Raw genomic sequence first — 13,557 nt, forward strand, 5'->3', positions numbered from 1 at the left:
ACCGCCGTGGTGACGGTTCCGCTGACGACGAGACTGCACTCGTCACAGCAGCCTGAGCTCCGGCGTTCCCAAGATCCTGCGTCTGCAGATGGACGCATGTTCATGGGAGAGCCGGTTGGTTGAAGCTGACACGTCGCCATGAAGCGAGAACTGCGTGGTTCGCCGATGCGTAACGTACTTAGACGCAACGTCGGATCGGAAGATCAGCCGTGCGGGCGCAAATTCGCCCCAGAGGCGTCAGCTCCGCAGTGGAGCCGGCTCCGCGACCATGGCCTGCAGGTACACGGCTTCCAGGTCCTGGGCGCTGAGCTCCTGCGCGTCGAAGCTGAGGCGCAGCTTTCCACCGCGCATCACGCCGACTCGGTCGGCGATCTGGCGGGCGCGGAAGAGATCATGGGTCGCCATGAGGACGGCCGCTCCGGCGTCTCTCTGCCGCGCTACGAGGTCGTGGAAGTCCGCGGAAGCTTGGGGGTCGAGTCCCGAGGTCGGTTCGTCGAGCAGGAGCGCCTTGGCGCCCTTGGCGATCGCCAGGGCGACGCCGACCTTCTGGCGCATGCCCTTGGAATAGCCGGACACACGGCGGTGGACCGCTGTAGGCGCTAGGCCCGCCTCTTCCAGGCAGGCGGTCAGCCGCCGGGGCGAGGCGTCCGGGACCGCGCCGAGGCGTGCGAAGTAGACGAGGTTCTCGAGGCCGGTGAGCTCTTCGTGCAGCGCGACCTGCTCTGGGATGTACAGCAGGCGGCTGCGGGCGCGAATCGGATCGGCCGCCACCTCGACGCCGTCCACCAGGGCGCGGCCAGCGGTCGGGGCCAGGAAGCCCAGGAACAGCTTGATGGTGGTGCTCTTGCCGGCTCCGTTGGCGCCGAGCAGGCAGAACACCTCCCCTGGCGCGATGTGGAGGTCGAGGCCGTCCAGCGCCAGGTGGTCGCCGAACCGCTTGGTCAGGGCTTGTGCTGTCAGCATGGTGAGCCTCAGGTCTCCAGGAGAGGTCGGCGGCGAACGCGCCGCAGGGCGAAGAGGGCGAGCCCCGCCGCGCCGGCGGCGACAACCAGCCAATCCAGGGCCAGCGCCGTCTGCAGGTCCGGCTCGCGGAAGCGGAAGACGGGCAGGGCGCGGTAGTCGGCCTCGGTCATCGGGGCGTCGGCGGCGAACCGGTCGGCCAGCCAGCGTCGCGTTTGGCCGCGGAAGGCGAGCGTCTGATGCTGGAAGGCGATCGCCCGGTCGGCGTCGGCGCCGGCTATGCGGTCCAGGGCGTCCTGGACGGCGACGGACGGCAGCACGAGGCGGGCCGCATCGAGCCACTTGCGACGCTCCGCGACAGCCGCGTCGTACTTCGCCAGCACCGGGGCCTTGCGCTCCTCCAGGCGCACGATGTCGGTCATGAACACCCGCAGCCGATCGGGAATGCGCGGGGCCGGGATGCGCTCAGCCATCGGCGGACGGGCGCGGACCTCGGCCCGATGCTGCAGGTAGATGGCCCGCAAGGCGTTGGTCCTGGCGATGGCGGACGGCGGCGGGCGGGCCACGTCCACCGCGGCCAGCGCGAGGGCGGGGCCCAGCGCCACGACGACCAGCCACAGGGCGCCGCAGGCTACCGCGGCGGTGGTGGCGCGCCGGGCGACGACGTTCACCGCCACGGCGAGCCCTATCCAGAACAGCCCATAGAGAAACACCGTCACGGCCGTGGCGATCAGCCCGGGCAGGTGCGGCTGTGCAAACGCCGCCAGGGCGCCTGCGCTGATCAGCACCATGGGAAGCAGCACCAGCAGGATGCGCGACAGCGCCTTGGTCGCCAGAACCGCCGCTGGCGGGATCGGCTGCGACAGCGTCAGAGCGGCGATGCCCCGCTCGCGCTCACGCACCCAGATGTCGTAGGTCGCGGCCAGCAGCAGGATGGGCATCAGCAGGACGATAACCAAGGCAAGGTCGAAGCGCCCGGAGGCCCGGACCGCCGGGTTGTCCACATGCAGCCGAAAGGCGTCGAACAGGGTCTCGTCGCTGAGCGGCAGCATGCGGGCGGCGTAGGGATAAGCTTCCGCCTGGCCGATCGAGAGCGCCGCCAGAGGCCCCGGCTCCAGCACAGGCCGGAACGGCGTCACCTGCGGCATGGCGGCAAAGGGGATCTCGCCCGGCGCGGCGTTGGCGAACTGCTCGCGCTTGGCCGCCATGACCTCCTCCACCTCGGCGGCGACGGTTGCGATCGCGGCCGCCCGCTCCACGCGCCAGCGCGCTCCGGTCCAGGCGCCGTAGACGGCCATCATGGCGAAGCCGAGCACCAGCCAGACCAGCACGCGGTCGCGGCCGGCGAGCCTGATCTCCAGGCCAAGCAGGGTCCACATCCGGCTCACTGGGGACGCTCCAGGCGAAGGCCGGCGAAGCCTGCGAGGGCGAAGGCGAGGGCGGCCCAGCCTGCCAGCACCAGGGCGTTCGCCCTCTGCCGGGTCCAGACTTCGCCAAGCGCCGCCGGCCGGGGCGCGAAGCGCAGGTGGCGGGTGAGGGCGCCGACGTCGGCGAGATAGGGTCCGTCGGCCGGCGGCTTGTGCTGTGCCACGTCGGCGTTCAGCGTCTGGATGAGCCGGTAGCGGAAGGCTTCCGCCTGCTTCAGGAAGCGCAGGTGTGCGTCGAGGTCCGAGCGGGCGAAGGCCATGGAAAGGGGCCCGACAGCCAGCTCCGGCGCCGCCAAGGCGACCCAGCGCTGGACGCGGGCCTGGCCCTCATAGGCGTCGAACAGGCGGGCGTAGTGACGGTTGTAGGTCTGCGTCGAGTTGCGCTCGCCGAACGCAAGCGCAAGGCCGGCGAAGTTGACGGGCAGGTCCTCTTCCCGGGTGACGCCGTAATGGCGAAGGGTTTCGGCCTTGAAGGCGGCAAGCCGCTTGTCGGCCGGGTCGTGGCCGTTGGCGCCGTTCTTGGCCTCTTCCGTAACCGCCTTTTCGAAGACGGGAGCGGCGGGGGTGGGATGGAGCTGCTCGGCCAAGGCCGGGACGAGGCGGGGCGCGGCCAGGGTGGACAAGGCCCAGAAGCAGAGCAGGGCGACGAGTGCGGCGCGCGCGGTGCGGAACGAGGCGGACGCCGCCAGGGTGAGGCCCACGAATACCGCCAGGTACAGGAAGAAGGCCGCGCCCATCGCCAGCGCCGCAAGCATGTCCGCCGCGGCTGCGCCATTGGCCAACACAAGCGCCAGGCCGGCTGCGGTGAAGGCGGCGACGAGGCCGAACGCCCAGGTCGAGAGAGCGAGTAGCTGTCCGCCCATCAAGGTGAAGGAGGACGCGCCGGCCGCCCGCTCCTGAGACAGCAGCTCGCGGGAGCGCTCCCCGGCGAAGGTCGAGAAGCCGGCGAGGATGATCATCAAGGGCGCGAGCACCTTCAGCGCCCAGGCCGCGCTGAACCCGCCGAACCGGGACAGGGCCGCGCCGCCTTCCACCGGCCGCTCGCGCGCTGGGTTCTGGGAGTGGCCCTCCAGCCGGACCGCGACGCCGAGGTGGTCCGAAAGGCCGGGATCCAGCGCGGCGAGCGGCGAGACCGGCGCGTAGACGTCCTGCCCGAAGTGGGCGGCGCCATGCGGGTTGGTCGGACCCTGGCTGCGCCAGACCTCCTGCGCTTCGGCCGCCGCGGCGCGCCGGTCAGCCTGGAGCTGGGCGTTGCGGGATTGGCCGACCGCGGCGCTGGCCAGCATGACGAGAGCAAGCAGACCCGTCAGCCAGGCCAGCCTGCGGTCACGAGACATCAGGCGCAGCTGCGTCGCGGCCACCGTCCAGACTCGAGGCGCAGACATCAGAAGCGCGCCCGAAGGACGGCCGTACCGTTCCGCGGATCTCCGAAGGTGTTGTAGGTGTTCGGGCCGCCGACCCGCGCGTAGTAGACCTTGTCGAACAGGTTGTTGATGGACGCCGAGACGGACACCCGTGAGGTCAAGGCGTACCCGCCGTGCAGGCTGAGGAGGGCGTAGGGCTTCTGTTCGCGCAGGCCCGCGACGCCGCCGCCGACGAGGGTGCTCTGCGCCTGCAGACCGGCGGCGATCCAGGCCCGGTCCCAGCCTTGGGCCTTCGGCGTGTACTTGGCGAACGCCTTGACAGTGTGCTTCGGCTCCCAGGTGTCGAAGGCGGCGCCGACGAGACTGGCGTTGGAGTTCGCCAGGTGCTCGGTCTCAAGGAACGAGTAGCCGAAGGAGAGGTCGAGGCCGTCGAAAGGCCGGCCGTTGACCTCGAAGTCGGCGCCGCGAACCTCGACCTCCCCCAGTTGCAGGAAGAAGCCCGGGTTGGCGGTGTCGGCGAAGGACCGGTTCACGTCGCGGGTGCGGAAGATCGCCAGCGAGCCGACGAGACCATCGTCGAAGAAGCTGCCCTTGACGCCCGCCTCGACCTGCTTGCCGACGCGCGGGTCAAGCGGCGTGCCCGAGCCGCCGTCCCACTTCAGGGCGGTCTGCGGGATGAAGATGTCGGAGTAGCTGCCGTAGAGGTTGATGTTCGGACGCAGCTTGTAGACCAGCCCGCCGAAGGGCGTGACCACGCCGCTCTCCTTGCCCTGGCTGGTGAAGTTCGTGGGCCGCGGGTTCGGCGCGATGTTGCGGAACTTGGACTCGAAGTCGCTGACCCGCGCGCCGAGCACGAGTGTCAGACCGTCGATGATCTCGAAGCGGCCCTGGCCGTAGAAGCCGGTCTGTTCCGTCCGGGTGTGGCCGCCGTTGTTGTAGACGAAGTCCGGCCGGGGGACGGAGGCCGCCTCCGACAGGGGAATGCCTGATCCCGCCGGCGTGCCGGTGTAGGGCACGTTGCTGATGCCGCGGTTGATGTTCTCGTAGAGCTCGTAGCTGTAGCCGAGGGTCAGCTCGTGCTCGCGGCCGAGCAGCCGCAGCGGCCCTGAGGCGTAGAGATCGACGCCGGTGCGTTCGGTCGTACCGTCGTTGGTGCGACGGTTGTAGCTGGAGAACCGGTTCGTGATCGGGTTCAGGCCGATCCCGGGGGTCGGATAGCCGTCCGTGAAGATCTTGCGCTGATCGCGATAGACGGCCTTGGACCGCAGCACCCAGCCGTTTGCCATCTGGTGGCGCAGGTCGGCGGCGTACTCCAGGGTCTCGTAAACGTTAAGGTTCCAGTCAGGGTACTGGTTGGTCGACCGGGACGTCGGGATGAACTGGTTGTGCAGCGGGTGGCCGGGAAGGAAGTAGTTGGCCAGCCCCATGCTCATCGCATCGCCCTGGTCGTCCTGGTAGGTGACCATGGCCGAGGCGGTGGTGCGATCGGTGATGTCGAAGTCGGCCACCCCGTAGGCGACGGTCTTCTCCTCGTGCGAGCGGTCGGTGAAGAAGTCCCGCTGCAGGTAAGAGCCCGCCAAACGCCCGCGCAGTCGCCCGTCCAACGCCAGGGGGCCGCCGACGTCGCCCTCCACCCGATAGTTGTTCCACGTGCCGACCGAAGCGAGGATGGAGCCGCCGAACGCCTTGGGCGCGCGCTTGCGGACGAAGTTGGCCGTGCCGCTGGGCTGGCCGGAGCCCTTGAAGATGCCGGCGGGACCCCGCAGCACTTCGATCTGCTCATAGACGACGAGGTCGAATTCCTGCGCCTGGCCGCTGTTCCAGGCCGGGATGCCGTCATACGAGACGTCCAGCAGGTAGCCGCGGGAGCGGATCTGCCCGATCAGCCCGTCCCAGGTGGTGACATAGACGCCCGGCGTCTGGGCCAGGGCGTCGACCATGGTGACCAGGTTCTGGTCCTCGATACGCTGGCGGGTGATGACGCTGACGGTGTTCGGCACGTCGAGGATCGACACCGGCTCCTTGCCGCCGATGGTGACCTGGTTGGGCGCATAGCTGCCGCGGGCGCCGACCACCGTCACGGAGCTTACCGAGGCGGTCGTCTGCTCGACGGCAGTCTCAGCCCAGGCGCTTGCTGGCAGGAGGCTCGCTGCGATGAGCGGAGCGGCGCCCAACGCGCTCCGCACCAGGCGTGCATCGCTCGGTTTCCTGAAGCCCTTCCGAGCCAGCCACAAATCGCACCACGCAGCCATAGCGAACGCCCCATCTGAGTTCCTACAGCGCCGCTATGCAATGTTATATCATAACATGCAACGGGCGATTGCGCCTTGGACGCGCAGTCGGAAGGGGGAGTGCTGATCCGACGACGCTGTGCGGTCTCGCTGTCTTGAAACCGCCACGCGTGCGTCGCGCATCCTTTGCGCACGGCCTCTAAGGCGCGCCCAAGCCGCACATCGGCTGGGGGAGTTAGCCTGATGAGAACGAAGCTTTTCGCCGCGTCGGCGGTCGCCGCCTTGCTGCTGTCGCAACCCGCCTTGGCTCAGGCGTCTGACGCCACCGACATACAGGAGGTCATCGTCACGGCGCGAGCGGGCACCGAAGCTCAGCGCAAGGTCGAAGCCAGCTACGCGATCACCACTGTGTCCGAGGAGCGCCTGCGGCTGCAGTCGCCCGTCAGCGTGGCGGAAGTTCTGCGCAACGTCCCTGGCTTCTGGGTGGAAGCGTCAGGCGGCGTCGGCGGCGCCAACATCCGCGCTCGTGGCATTCCTATCGAGGGCTATGCCGCCGTGGGCCTGCAGGAAGACGGCCTGCCGGTGCAGCATGACGGCGGCCTGGGCTTTTTGAACAGCGACTTTTCCTTCCGAATGGACGAGACGGTTCAGCGGGTAGAGGTGGTGCGCGGCGGCCCGTCATCGATCTTCGCCAGCTATGCGCCGGCTGGCGTCGTCAACTTCATCACTCGCAAGCCGGGCGACAGCTTCGAGGGCGTCGCCAAGGCCGAAGTGGGCGACTACGGCCTCTATCGGGGCGACCTGTGGCTGGGAGGGCCGGTGGCCGGCTTCCGCGTCGGGCTCGGCGGCTTCTACAGAGAGGATGACGGGGTGCGGAACCCCGGCTGGACCGGCAACAAGGGGGGGCAGGTCCGTTTCTCGATTGGCCGCGACTTCCAGCACGGTTCGCTCGATTTCAATGTGAAGCACACAGACGACAACAACATCTTCTACCTGGCGGTCCCGCTGACGTTCGACAGCAACGGCGACACGGCGGAGATCCCTGGCTTCAACGCCAACTACGGCACGCTCGCGGGCCCCGAGACGGCGCGGGTGGCCCTGCGCACCAACCGCGGCACGCGCGAGTTCGACCAGACCCGCGGCTCGGACCTGCAGTTGACGCAGTACACCCTCACGGGGCGCCTGGACTTGGGCGGCTGGCGACTGACAAACGGCCTGCGTTTCCGGACCAGCGATCTCGTCCGCACCGGCTTCTACCCAAACACCCCGGCCTCCGCCGCTTCGCGCATCAGCCAGGACGTCGCCCGGGTGGCAGGCGGCGTCTCCGGCCGGCTCACCTATCTGAACGGCGGGGCGGCCTTCGATGTGGCCAACCAGAACGGTACGGGGCTCGTTATGGACGCCTTCCTGCGCGAGCAGGACATCACCCTCGACGAGTGGGTCGATGACCTGCGCATCCAGCGCCGGTTCGACGTGGGTTCGCAGTCGCATGACGTTGCATTTGGAGTGTACTTCGCCCGCGACGAAGAAACCTTCTATCAGCAGGGCGCGGCGGTGCTGACAGACGTGCGTGAAAACGCACGCCTGCTGACGCTGCAGGTTCTGAACGCCTCTGGCCAGGTGATCGCCACCACCACCGAGAACGGCGTGTCGCGCTACGGCAGCCAGTTCAACAACGCCGAGGGCGAGTCCCAGACCTGGGCCCTATATGCCTCCGACGAGTGGCGGATCACGGACGAGCTGCGCATTGATCTCGGCGCCCGTTGGGAGCGGATCGAGATGAGCGGCCGCAACGAGCGGAGTTCGACCATCAACCTCGGCCAGAGCGCCTCTCTGGCTGATGATCAGGCAATCAGCGGCGCCGGCGTTTACGATGCGCTGGATCGCGAGTTCGACGGCTGGGCTGCCACCGTTGGCGTCAACTACCAGTTCCAGCCGGACGTGGGCGCCTTCGCCCGCTACACCCGCGCCTTCCGGCTTCCTTCGTTGGGCGACTTCATCACGAACCCGACGAACACCGCGCCGCGCACGCAGCAATTCGACCTCGCGGAAGCGGGCTTCAAGGTCAGCAAGCCGGCGTTCGACTTCTACGCCACCGCCTTCTACAGCGGCTTCGACAGTCAGGGCTTCACGGAGACCCGCTTCGATCAGGCGACCAACAGCTTCGTCAGCCGAACCGAGTTCGCAGCGACGCGTGCTTGGGGCTTGGAGCTCGAGGGGCAGGCGCGCCCGACGAGCTGGTTCGATCTGGGCTTCAACGCCACGCTTCAGGATCCGCGGCTGGGCGACTTCATCTTCAACGAGCGTGTAGCCCGGGTGGGCGGCGCCTGCCCGCTGCCGAGCGACACACCGACCGCGGTCGGCGACTGCCTGCGCTCGCGCGACTTCAGCAACAATTTGCTGATCCGCACGCCCAAGGTCAGCACCCGCATCCGTCCGGCCGTGAACCTGCTGGACGGCCGTCTGCGGCTGGAAGCCGAATGGCAGTGGTACGGCAAGCGTTACTCGGACCTGGCGAACACCACAGTGATCCCGGAGTATCAGCTGATCAACGCGCAGGTGCGCTACAACATCAGCGAGAGCTTGGCCGCCTACGCTTACGGCACGAACCTCACCAACGAAATCGGTCTGACCGAAGGCAATCCGCGAGCCGGCCAGTTCGTCTCGGGGGAGGCGGGGGCGCGCTACTACCTGGCCCGGCCGGAGCTGGGGCGAACCTTCCGCGCCGCGCTCCTGTACCGTTTCTGATGCGCTTGGCGCGCAAGGCGGTCCTCCGCGGCGCGGCGGCCCTGGCCGTCGCTCTCGCTGTCCAGCCGGCGGTAGGCGAGGAGCTGACGCTCGTCGGTGCGATCACTGGCCCTGATCACCAGACGTACCGCGAACTGGCCTTCGACGTGCCACCGGGGGTGCGCCGCCTGACCGTCGCATTCGAGTACGACGGCAAGGCGGAGCGTTCCGTGATCGACCTCGGCCTGCGGGACCCCCGCGGGTTCCGCGGCTGGAGCGGTGGGTCGAAAGCTGGATTCGTGGTGTCGGAGACCGACGCCACGCCCGGCTACCTGCCGGGTCCACTGCCGGCGGGCCGGTGGGCGCTGCTTCTAGGCGTTCCAAACATCCGCAGCGGCGTGCGGGCGGGTTACACCGCTAAGATCAACCTTGAGCGCGACGAGCGGTTCAGCGGCTTCGCCACCCAGCCGCTTAAGGGTGGCCCAGGCTGGTATCGGGGCGATCTGCACCTGCACACCGGCCATAGCGACGCCTTCTGCCCTGCGCAATCAGGTGTGCGGGCGCCTTGCCCCACGTTCCGGACGCTGGAGGCAGCCCGGGCGCGCGGGTTGGATTTCGTCGCGGTGACAGACCACAACACGACCAGCCAAGCTCAGGATCTGAGGGCGCTGTCGGCGGCCTACGACCAGTTGCTGGTGATCCCAGGGCGCGAGGTGACCACCTTCTTCGGCCACGCCAACGTGTTCGGGCCGACCGCCGAGATCGATTTCCAGCTCGGCTCCTCACGGGCGCCCGGGTTGGACCCGATCCTCGATCAGGTTGAGCGGGCAGGCGGCCTGTTCTCCATCAACCATCCCGGCCTGCCGTCAGGCGAGGCCTGCATGGGTTGCGGCTGGAGCGTCCCGGACACGGACTACCGCCGCGTCCAGGCCATCGAGGTGCTGAACGGCGGCGTCCTTTCGCAGTTTAAGGGCGACGACCGACCGCTGTCGGGCGTACCCTTTTGGGAGTCCCGGCTGAACGAAGGACTGCGGATCACCGCGATCGGCGGCTCGGACAACCACGACGCTACGCTCGCTTCAGACCAACCCTCCGCCGTCGGGTATCCGACGACGGTGGTGAGGGCGCGCGAGCTATCTCAGGCGGCCATCCTGGACGGTCTCCGGGCCGGACACGTCTTCATCGACGCAGCGGGAAGCGGAAGCCGCTGGATGGACATGCAAGCCTCATCGGACGGACGAACGGCGGAGATGGGCGACACGCTGCTCGTCAAGCCCGGCCATCGGGTGCGCCTCGACGTAAGACTCCGCGGTGTCGCGGGCGGGACCTTGAGTCTTGCCGGATCAACCCCCGTCGTCTTGCCGACCGAATGCCGGACTGTGGCGTCCGATGACACGGCCTGCACGCTTGAGCTCACGCTCCCGCCCGGTCGGCGGTGGCTACGCGCCGAGGTGCGGGGACCGGACGGCCGGCTTTGGCTGTTCGGGAATCCCGTCTACTTGGCGGGCGACAACGCGGGTGCTGGACGGGGACGATGAACTCGCGCGTCAGTACGGTGATGTCGCTGACTCCAAAAGCTGTGACCGACACTGCGTGGGAATGCTGACTCTTTACTCGAGCAGTCGATCGCAACGAGCGGCAGACCCGACGCGACCTTTGTCGCCAAGCTGCAGGCTGGATCCTGCAGGCAGAGGACCTCGTGACCCTCGAACGGGGCAAGTACGTCATCGATGAGCTGAACTGCGACCTGGACAGGACCGTGGCGACTTCCACGCAGAGCGCGCTGCGGGATCACAGGGGGGGGGCGCTGTCCGCTAGGCCGGTCAGCTGAGCCTGTAGGCTCTGCCAAATGGATAAGCGCGTTTGCGGCCTGTTCCGGCTCTGCCACCGATCCGCTTCCCGGATGTCCTCTCGACATCGACGACCGGAAAGCCGCCGAGGCCGAGCGTAACCGCGTCGTCCGGATGCTGGAGAACGGGTGACGGCGGACAACTCCGGTCCTGCGGGGGTGAAAGCGAACGCCCGCTCCTGGCGTGGAGCGGGCGCGCGCCCTACTCGGCCGCAACGGCGACGGCCGTTCGCCGGTGGGACATCGTCAGGACCAGCAGCAGGCCCAGGCCCGACGCCGCGGCGCCGGCCAGCGCGACTGCAGGATAGCCCAGCCCGCTGGCGATCACGGCTCCGCCCACGGCCGCTCCGATGGCGTTGCCGAGGTTGAAGGCGCCGATGTTGACCGCCGAGGCGAGGTTCGGCGCTTCGCCGGCCGCGGCCATGACCCGGACCTGAAGCGGCGGGACAAGGGCGAAGCTGGCGATCCCCCAGAGGAAGATCAGCACGGCGGTCGGGCCGGCGAACGGCATGGCTGCGGCGAAGGCTGCGAGCACGAGGCACAGGCCGACGAGGGTGACGATCAGCGTGCGGTCGACCGACCGGTCCGCGAACTTCCCGCCAAGCCAGTTGCCCGCCGTCAGCCCGAGCCCGTAGGTGACCAGCATGGCCGTCACGAAGCCGAGGGAGGCCTGGGTCTGCTCGCGCAGGATTGGAGCGATGTAGGTGAAGACGGTGAACATGGCGCTGGAGCCGATCACCGTCAGGCCGAGGGCCGCCAGAACCGGGCCGCGCCTGAGGACGCGCAGTTCGGCCAGCATGCTCCCGGCTGCGGGCGCGGGCGTCTTCGGCAGCGTCAGCGCGAGGGCCGCCATCACCGCGACGCCGATTCCGGCGATGCCCCAGAAGCTGGCCCGCCAGCCCATCACTTCCCCTGCCCAGGTCGCGAGCGGGACCCCCACGACGTTAGCGATGGTCAGCCCCATGAACATGGCCGCCACGGCCCCTGCCTTGCGGTTGGGCGGCACAAGCCCGGCGGCCACGATCGCGCCGACGCCGAAGAAGGCCCCGTGGTTCAGCGACGTGACGACCCGCGCGATCATCAGCATCCCGTAAGTCCCCGCAATGGCGGACAGGGCGTTGCCGACCGTGAAGATCGCGGCGAGCCCGATGAGCAGAGTGCGGCGGGGCACGCGAGCAGTGGTCAACGTCATCAGCGGTGCGCCCAGCATCACCCCGAGCGCATAGGCGCTGATCAGCAGGCCGGCTGTCGGAATGGAGACGCCGAGATCCGCGGCCATGATGGGCAGAAGGCCCATCGGCGCGAACTCGGTCACGCCGATGCCGAAGGCGCCGGCTGCGAGCGCCAGCAGTGGAGGGTTGAGTTTCATCGAAGGAAGATCCCCGAGCCACGAGTGAACTGACGCACAGATGGACGCCCGGGCTGTCCGCAGTTAGAGCCGCTGCAGGCCAAGGATTTTTGATGTGGACGCAAAGATGCTGAGCGGCGGTGTGGATCGCGCCCGTGAGATGGAGGTGTTCGCCGCCGTGGCCGCGCGCGGCAGCTTTTCGGCGGCGGGTCGCGTGCTGGGCCTTACCCCGTCGGCGGTCAGCAGAACGATAGATCGCATCGAGGCGCGGCTGGGCGTCCGCCTGATGCTGCGGACCACGCGCGTCTTGACCTTGACGGCCGAAGGGCAGGCCTATCTGAGCGCGGCGCGGCGGATCCTCGCCGATCTCGACGAGGCGGAGCAGGCTATCGCCGACCAGGGGGCTCCACGCGGGCGCCTGCGGGTCAGCGCGGCGCTGGCGCATGGGCGCCAGGTGGTGGTGCCCCTAATCGGGGCATTCGTGGCGCGCCACCCGCACATCCTGGTCGACATCAACCTGACCGATGTTGTGGTGGATGTGGCGGCCGGGCAGGCCGACGTCGCCATCCGCTTCGGTCCCTTGCCGGACAGCCCCCTGACCGCACGCCGGCTGGGCGACACGGGGAGAACCATCGTTGCGTCGCCGGAATACCTCGCGCGCCGGGGCGCGCCGCGCGTGCCGGAGGATCTCCACGACCACGACTGCCTGAACTTCAACTTCCGGCGGCTGGAGCCGGTCTGGCCGTTCCGTCGGGCCGGCCGGGACTACGCCCTGACGGTTCGGGGGCCGGTCGAGGCCAACAACGGCGAGACCTTGACCCAGCTGGCGCTGGCCGGCGTTGGGATCACGCGCGTCGGCAACTTCAGCGTCGCCGACGCCATTGCCGAGGGCGCTCTCGTCCCCATCCTGGAGGAGTTCAATCCGGGCGACCGCGAACCCATTCATGCGGTGTTCGTGGGCGGCGCCAACACCCCCGCACGGGTGCGGGTGTTCGTCGATTTCCTGACGGACCGGCTGCGGTCGGCGGGCGGTCCCGAAGGTGGGCCCTGAAGCTCTTGAGCTGACGCCGCCCCCGATGCGATCGCCTCCGATCCGGCTCACCTTTGGGAGGCGGGTTCCCCAAGTGCGACGCTGGTGAGCCTCCTCCGCCTAGCCTCCCGTGCGGTCACCGTTGACCACTAATCTTCGGAGATCTCTTCCAGCGTCTCGCCGACCGCTCGCGCAGAATGCTCGCGGGCCACATCGCCGAGCGAAAGGACGCCCGCGAGCCGGCCTTGATCGTCGACCACGAGCAGGCGCCGGATCTGGAGGTCGGCCATCCGCGCGGCGGCCTCCTTCAGCTTGTCATCGGCGCGACACGTCTCGACGCTGGTGGTCATCACCTCGCTGACCGGGATCTCGCTGTCGCGGTTCTCGCCGACCACGCGGATGACGATGTCGCGGTCGGTGATCAGGCCCAAGATCCTGTCGCCTTCAACCACCGGCATCACGCCGGAGTCGATCTCCGACATCCGCCGCGCGACCTGCGCGACGGTGTCGGAAGGGTTGGCCGCCTGAACCTCGGCGGTCATCACGTCGGCCACTCTCATCGGACACCTCTTCTTGCGAACGGCTCCGCAACGTGCCGCGGCCGCACGGGTTGCTGAGGGT

The 13,557-nt window shown here is 68.6% G+C and carries 9 protein-coding genes; 3 read left to right on the top strand and 6 right to left on the bottom strand.

Annotation, left to right across the window (positions count from 1 at the left end; translation table 11 throughout):
• Nucleotides 1-237: 237 nt before the first annotated feature.
• The 4 genes from DJ018_RS13660 to DJ018_RS13675 are packed head-to-tail and all read right to left on the bottom strand — an operon-like array spanning nucleotide 238 to nucleotide 5,937.
• Entirely contained in the window at nucleotides 238-963 is a 726-nt protein-coding gene (locus tag DJ018_RS13660; RefSeq protein WP_111515515.1) for an ABC transporter ATP-binding protein, read from the bottom strand.
• A gap of 8 nt (nucleotides 964-971) precedes the next feature.
• Nucleotides 972-2,339, bottom strand: a complete 1,368-nt coding sequence (locus DJ018_RS13665; protein ID WP_111515516.1) for a DUF3526 domain-containing protein — start codon at nucleotides 2,337-2,339, stop codon at nucleotides 972-974.
• A 5-nt stretch (nucleotides 2,340-2,344) separates the two neighbouring features.
• Nucleotides 2,345-3,772: a DUF3526 domain-containing protein gene (locus DJ018_RS13670; protein ID WP_111515517.1), complete on the bottom strand. Its 1,428-nt coding sequence runs from the start codon at nucleotides 3,770-3,772 to the stop codon at nucleotides 2,345-2,347.
• Nucleotides 3,772-5,937: a TonB-dependent siderophore receptor gene (locus DJ018_RS13675; protein WP_165842925.1), complete on the bottom strand. Its 2,166-nt coding sequence runs from the start codon at nucleotides 5,935-5,937 to the stop codon at nucleotides 3,772-3,774. Before DJ018_RS13675 ends, DJ018_RS13670 begins: the two co-directional genes overlap by 1 nt.
• A gap of 288 nt (nucleotides 5,938-6,225) precedes the next feature.
• Between DJ018_RS13675 and DJ018_RS13680 the strand changes: the two genes are divergently transcribed.
• A complete protein-coding gene (locus DJ018_RS13680) occupies nucleotides 6,226-8,730 on the top strand; it encodes a TonB-dependent receptor (RefSeq protein ID WP_111515519.1) in 2,505 nt (834 codons plus the stop codon).
• Complete coding sequence (locus DJ018_RS13685) at nucleotides 8,730-10,247, top strand: CehA/McbA family metallohydrolase (RefSeq protein ID WP_111515520.1); 1,518 nt, start codon at nucleotides 8,730-8,732, stop codon at nucleotides 10,245-10,247. The genes DJ018_RS13680 and DJ018_RS13685 overlap by 1 nt, the downstream gene beginning before the upstream one ends.
• A 513-nt stretch (nucleotides 10,248-10,760) precedes the next feature.
• On the opposite strand, the gene DJ018_RS13690 is transcribed toward DJ018_RS13685, so the two are convergent.
• The gene (locus DJ018_RS13690; RefSeq protein WP_111515521.1) at nucleotides 10,761-11,927 is read right to left on the bottom strand and encodes an MFS transporter; all 1,167 of its coding nucleotides are present in this window, start codon (nucleotides 11,925-11,927) and stop codon (nucleotides 10,761-10,763) included.
• A 94-nt stretch (nucleotides 11,928-12,021) separates the two neighbouring features.
• Between DJ018_RS13690 and DJ018_RS13695 the strand changes: the two genes are divergently transcribed.
• Nucleotides 12,022-12,957, top strand: coding sequence for a LysR family transcriptional regulator (locus DJ018_RS13695; protein ID WP_111515522.1), 936 nt, complete (start codon nucleotides 12,022-12,024; stop codon nucleotides 12,955-12,957).
• A gap of 128 nt (nucleotides 12,958-13,085) precedes the next feature.
• Here DJ018_RS13695 and DJ018_RS13700 read toward each other — a convergent pair whose 3' ends face one another.
• Nucleotides 13,086-13,496, bottom strand: a complete 411-nt coding sequence (locus DJ018_RS13700) for a CBS domain-containing protein (RefSeq protein ID WP_111515523.1) — start codon at nucleotides 13,494-13,496, stop codon at nucleotides 13,086-13,088.
• Nucleotides 13,497-13,557 lie beyond the last annotated feature (61 nt).

The sequence above is a fragment of the Phenylobacterium deserti genome, from assembly GCF_003254705.1.
GTDB lineage: Bacteria > Pseudomonadota > Alphaproteobacteria > Caulobacterales > Caulobacteraceae > Phenylobacterium > Phenylobacterium deserti.

Excerpts from the sequence above, each read along its gene's own strand:
- DJ018_RS13670 (WP_111515517.1), bottom strand. The coding sequence starts at position 3,772 with ATGTCTGCGCCTCGAGTCTGGACGGTGGCCGCGACGCAGCTGCGCCTG.
- DJ018_RS13660 (WP_111515515.1), bottom strand. The coding sequence starts at position 963 with ATGCTGACAGCACAAGCCCTGACCAAGCGGTTCGGCGACCACCTGGCG.
- DJ018_RS13700 (WP_111515523.1), bottom strand. The coding sequence starts at position 13,496 with ATGAGAGTGGCCGACGTGATGACCGCCGAGGTTCAGGCGGCCAACCCT.
- DJ018_RS13665 (WP_111515516.1), bottom strand. The coding sequence starts at position 2,339 with ATGTGGACCCTGCTTGGCCTGGAGATCAGGCTCGCCGGCCGCGACCGC.
- DJ018_RS13685 (WP_111515520.1), top strand. The coding sequence starts at position 8,730 with ATGCGCTTGGCGCGCAAGGCGGTCCTCCGCGGCGCGGCGGCCCTGGCC.
- DJ018_RS13690 (WP_111515521.1), bottom strand. The coding sequence starts at position 11,927 with ATGAAACTCAACCCTCCACTGCTGGCGCTCGCAGCCGGCGCCTTCGGC.
- DJ018_RS13680 (WP_111515519.1), top strand. The coding sequence starts at position 6,226 with ATGAGAACGAAGCTTTTCGCCGCGTCGGCGGTCGCCGCCTTGCTGCTG.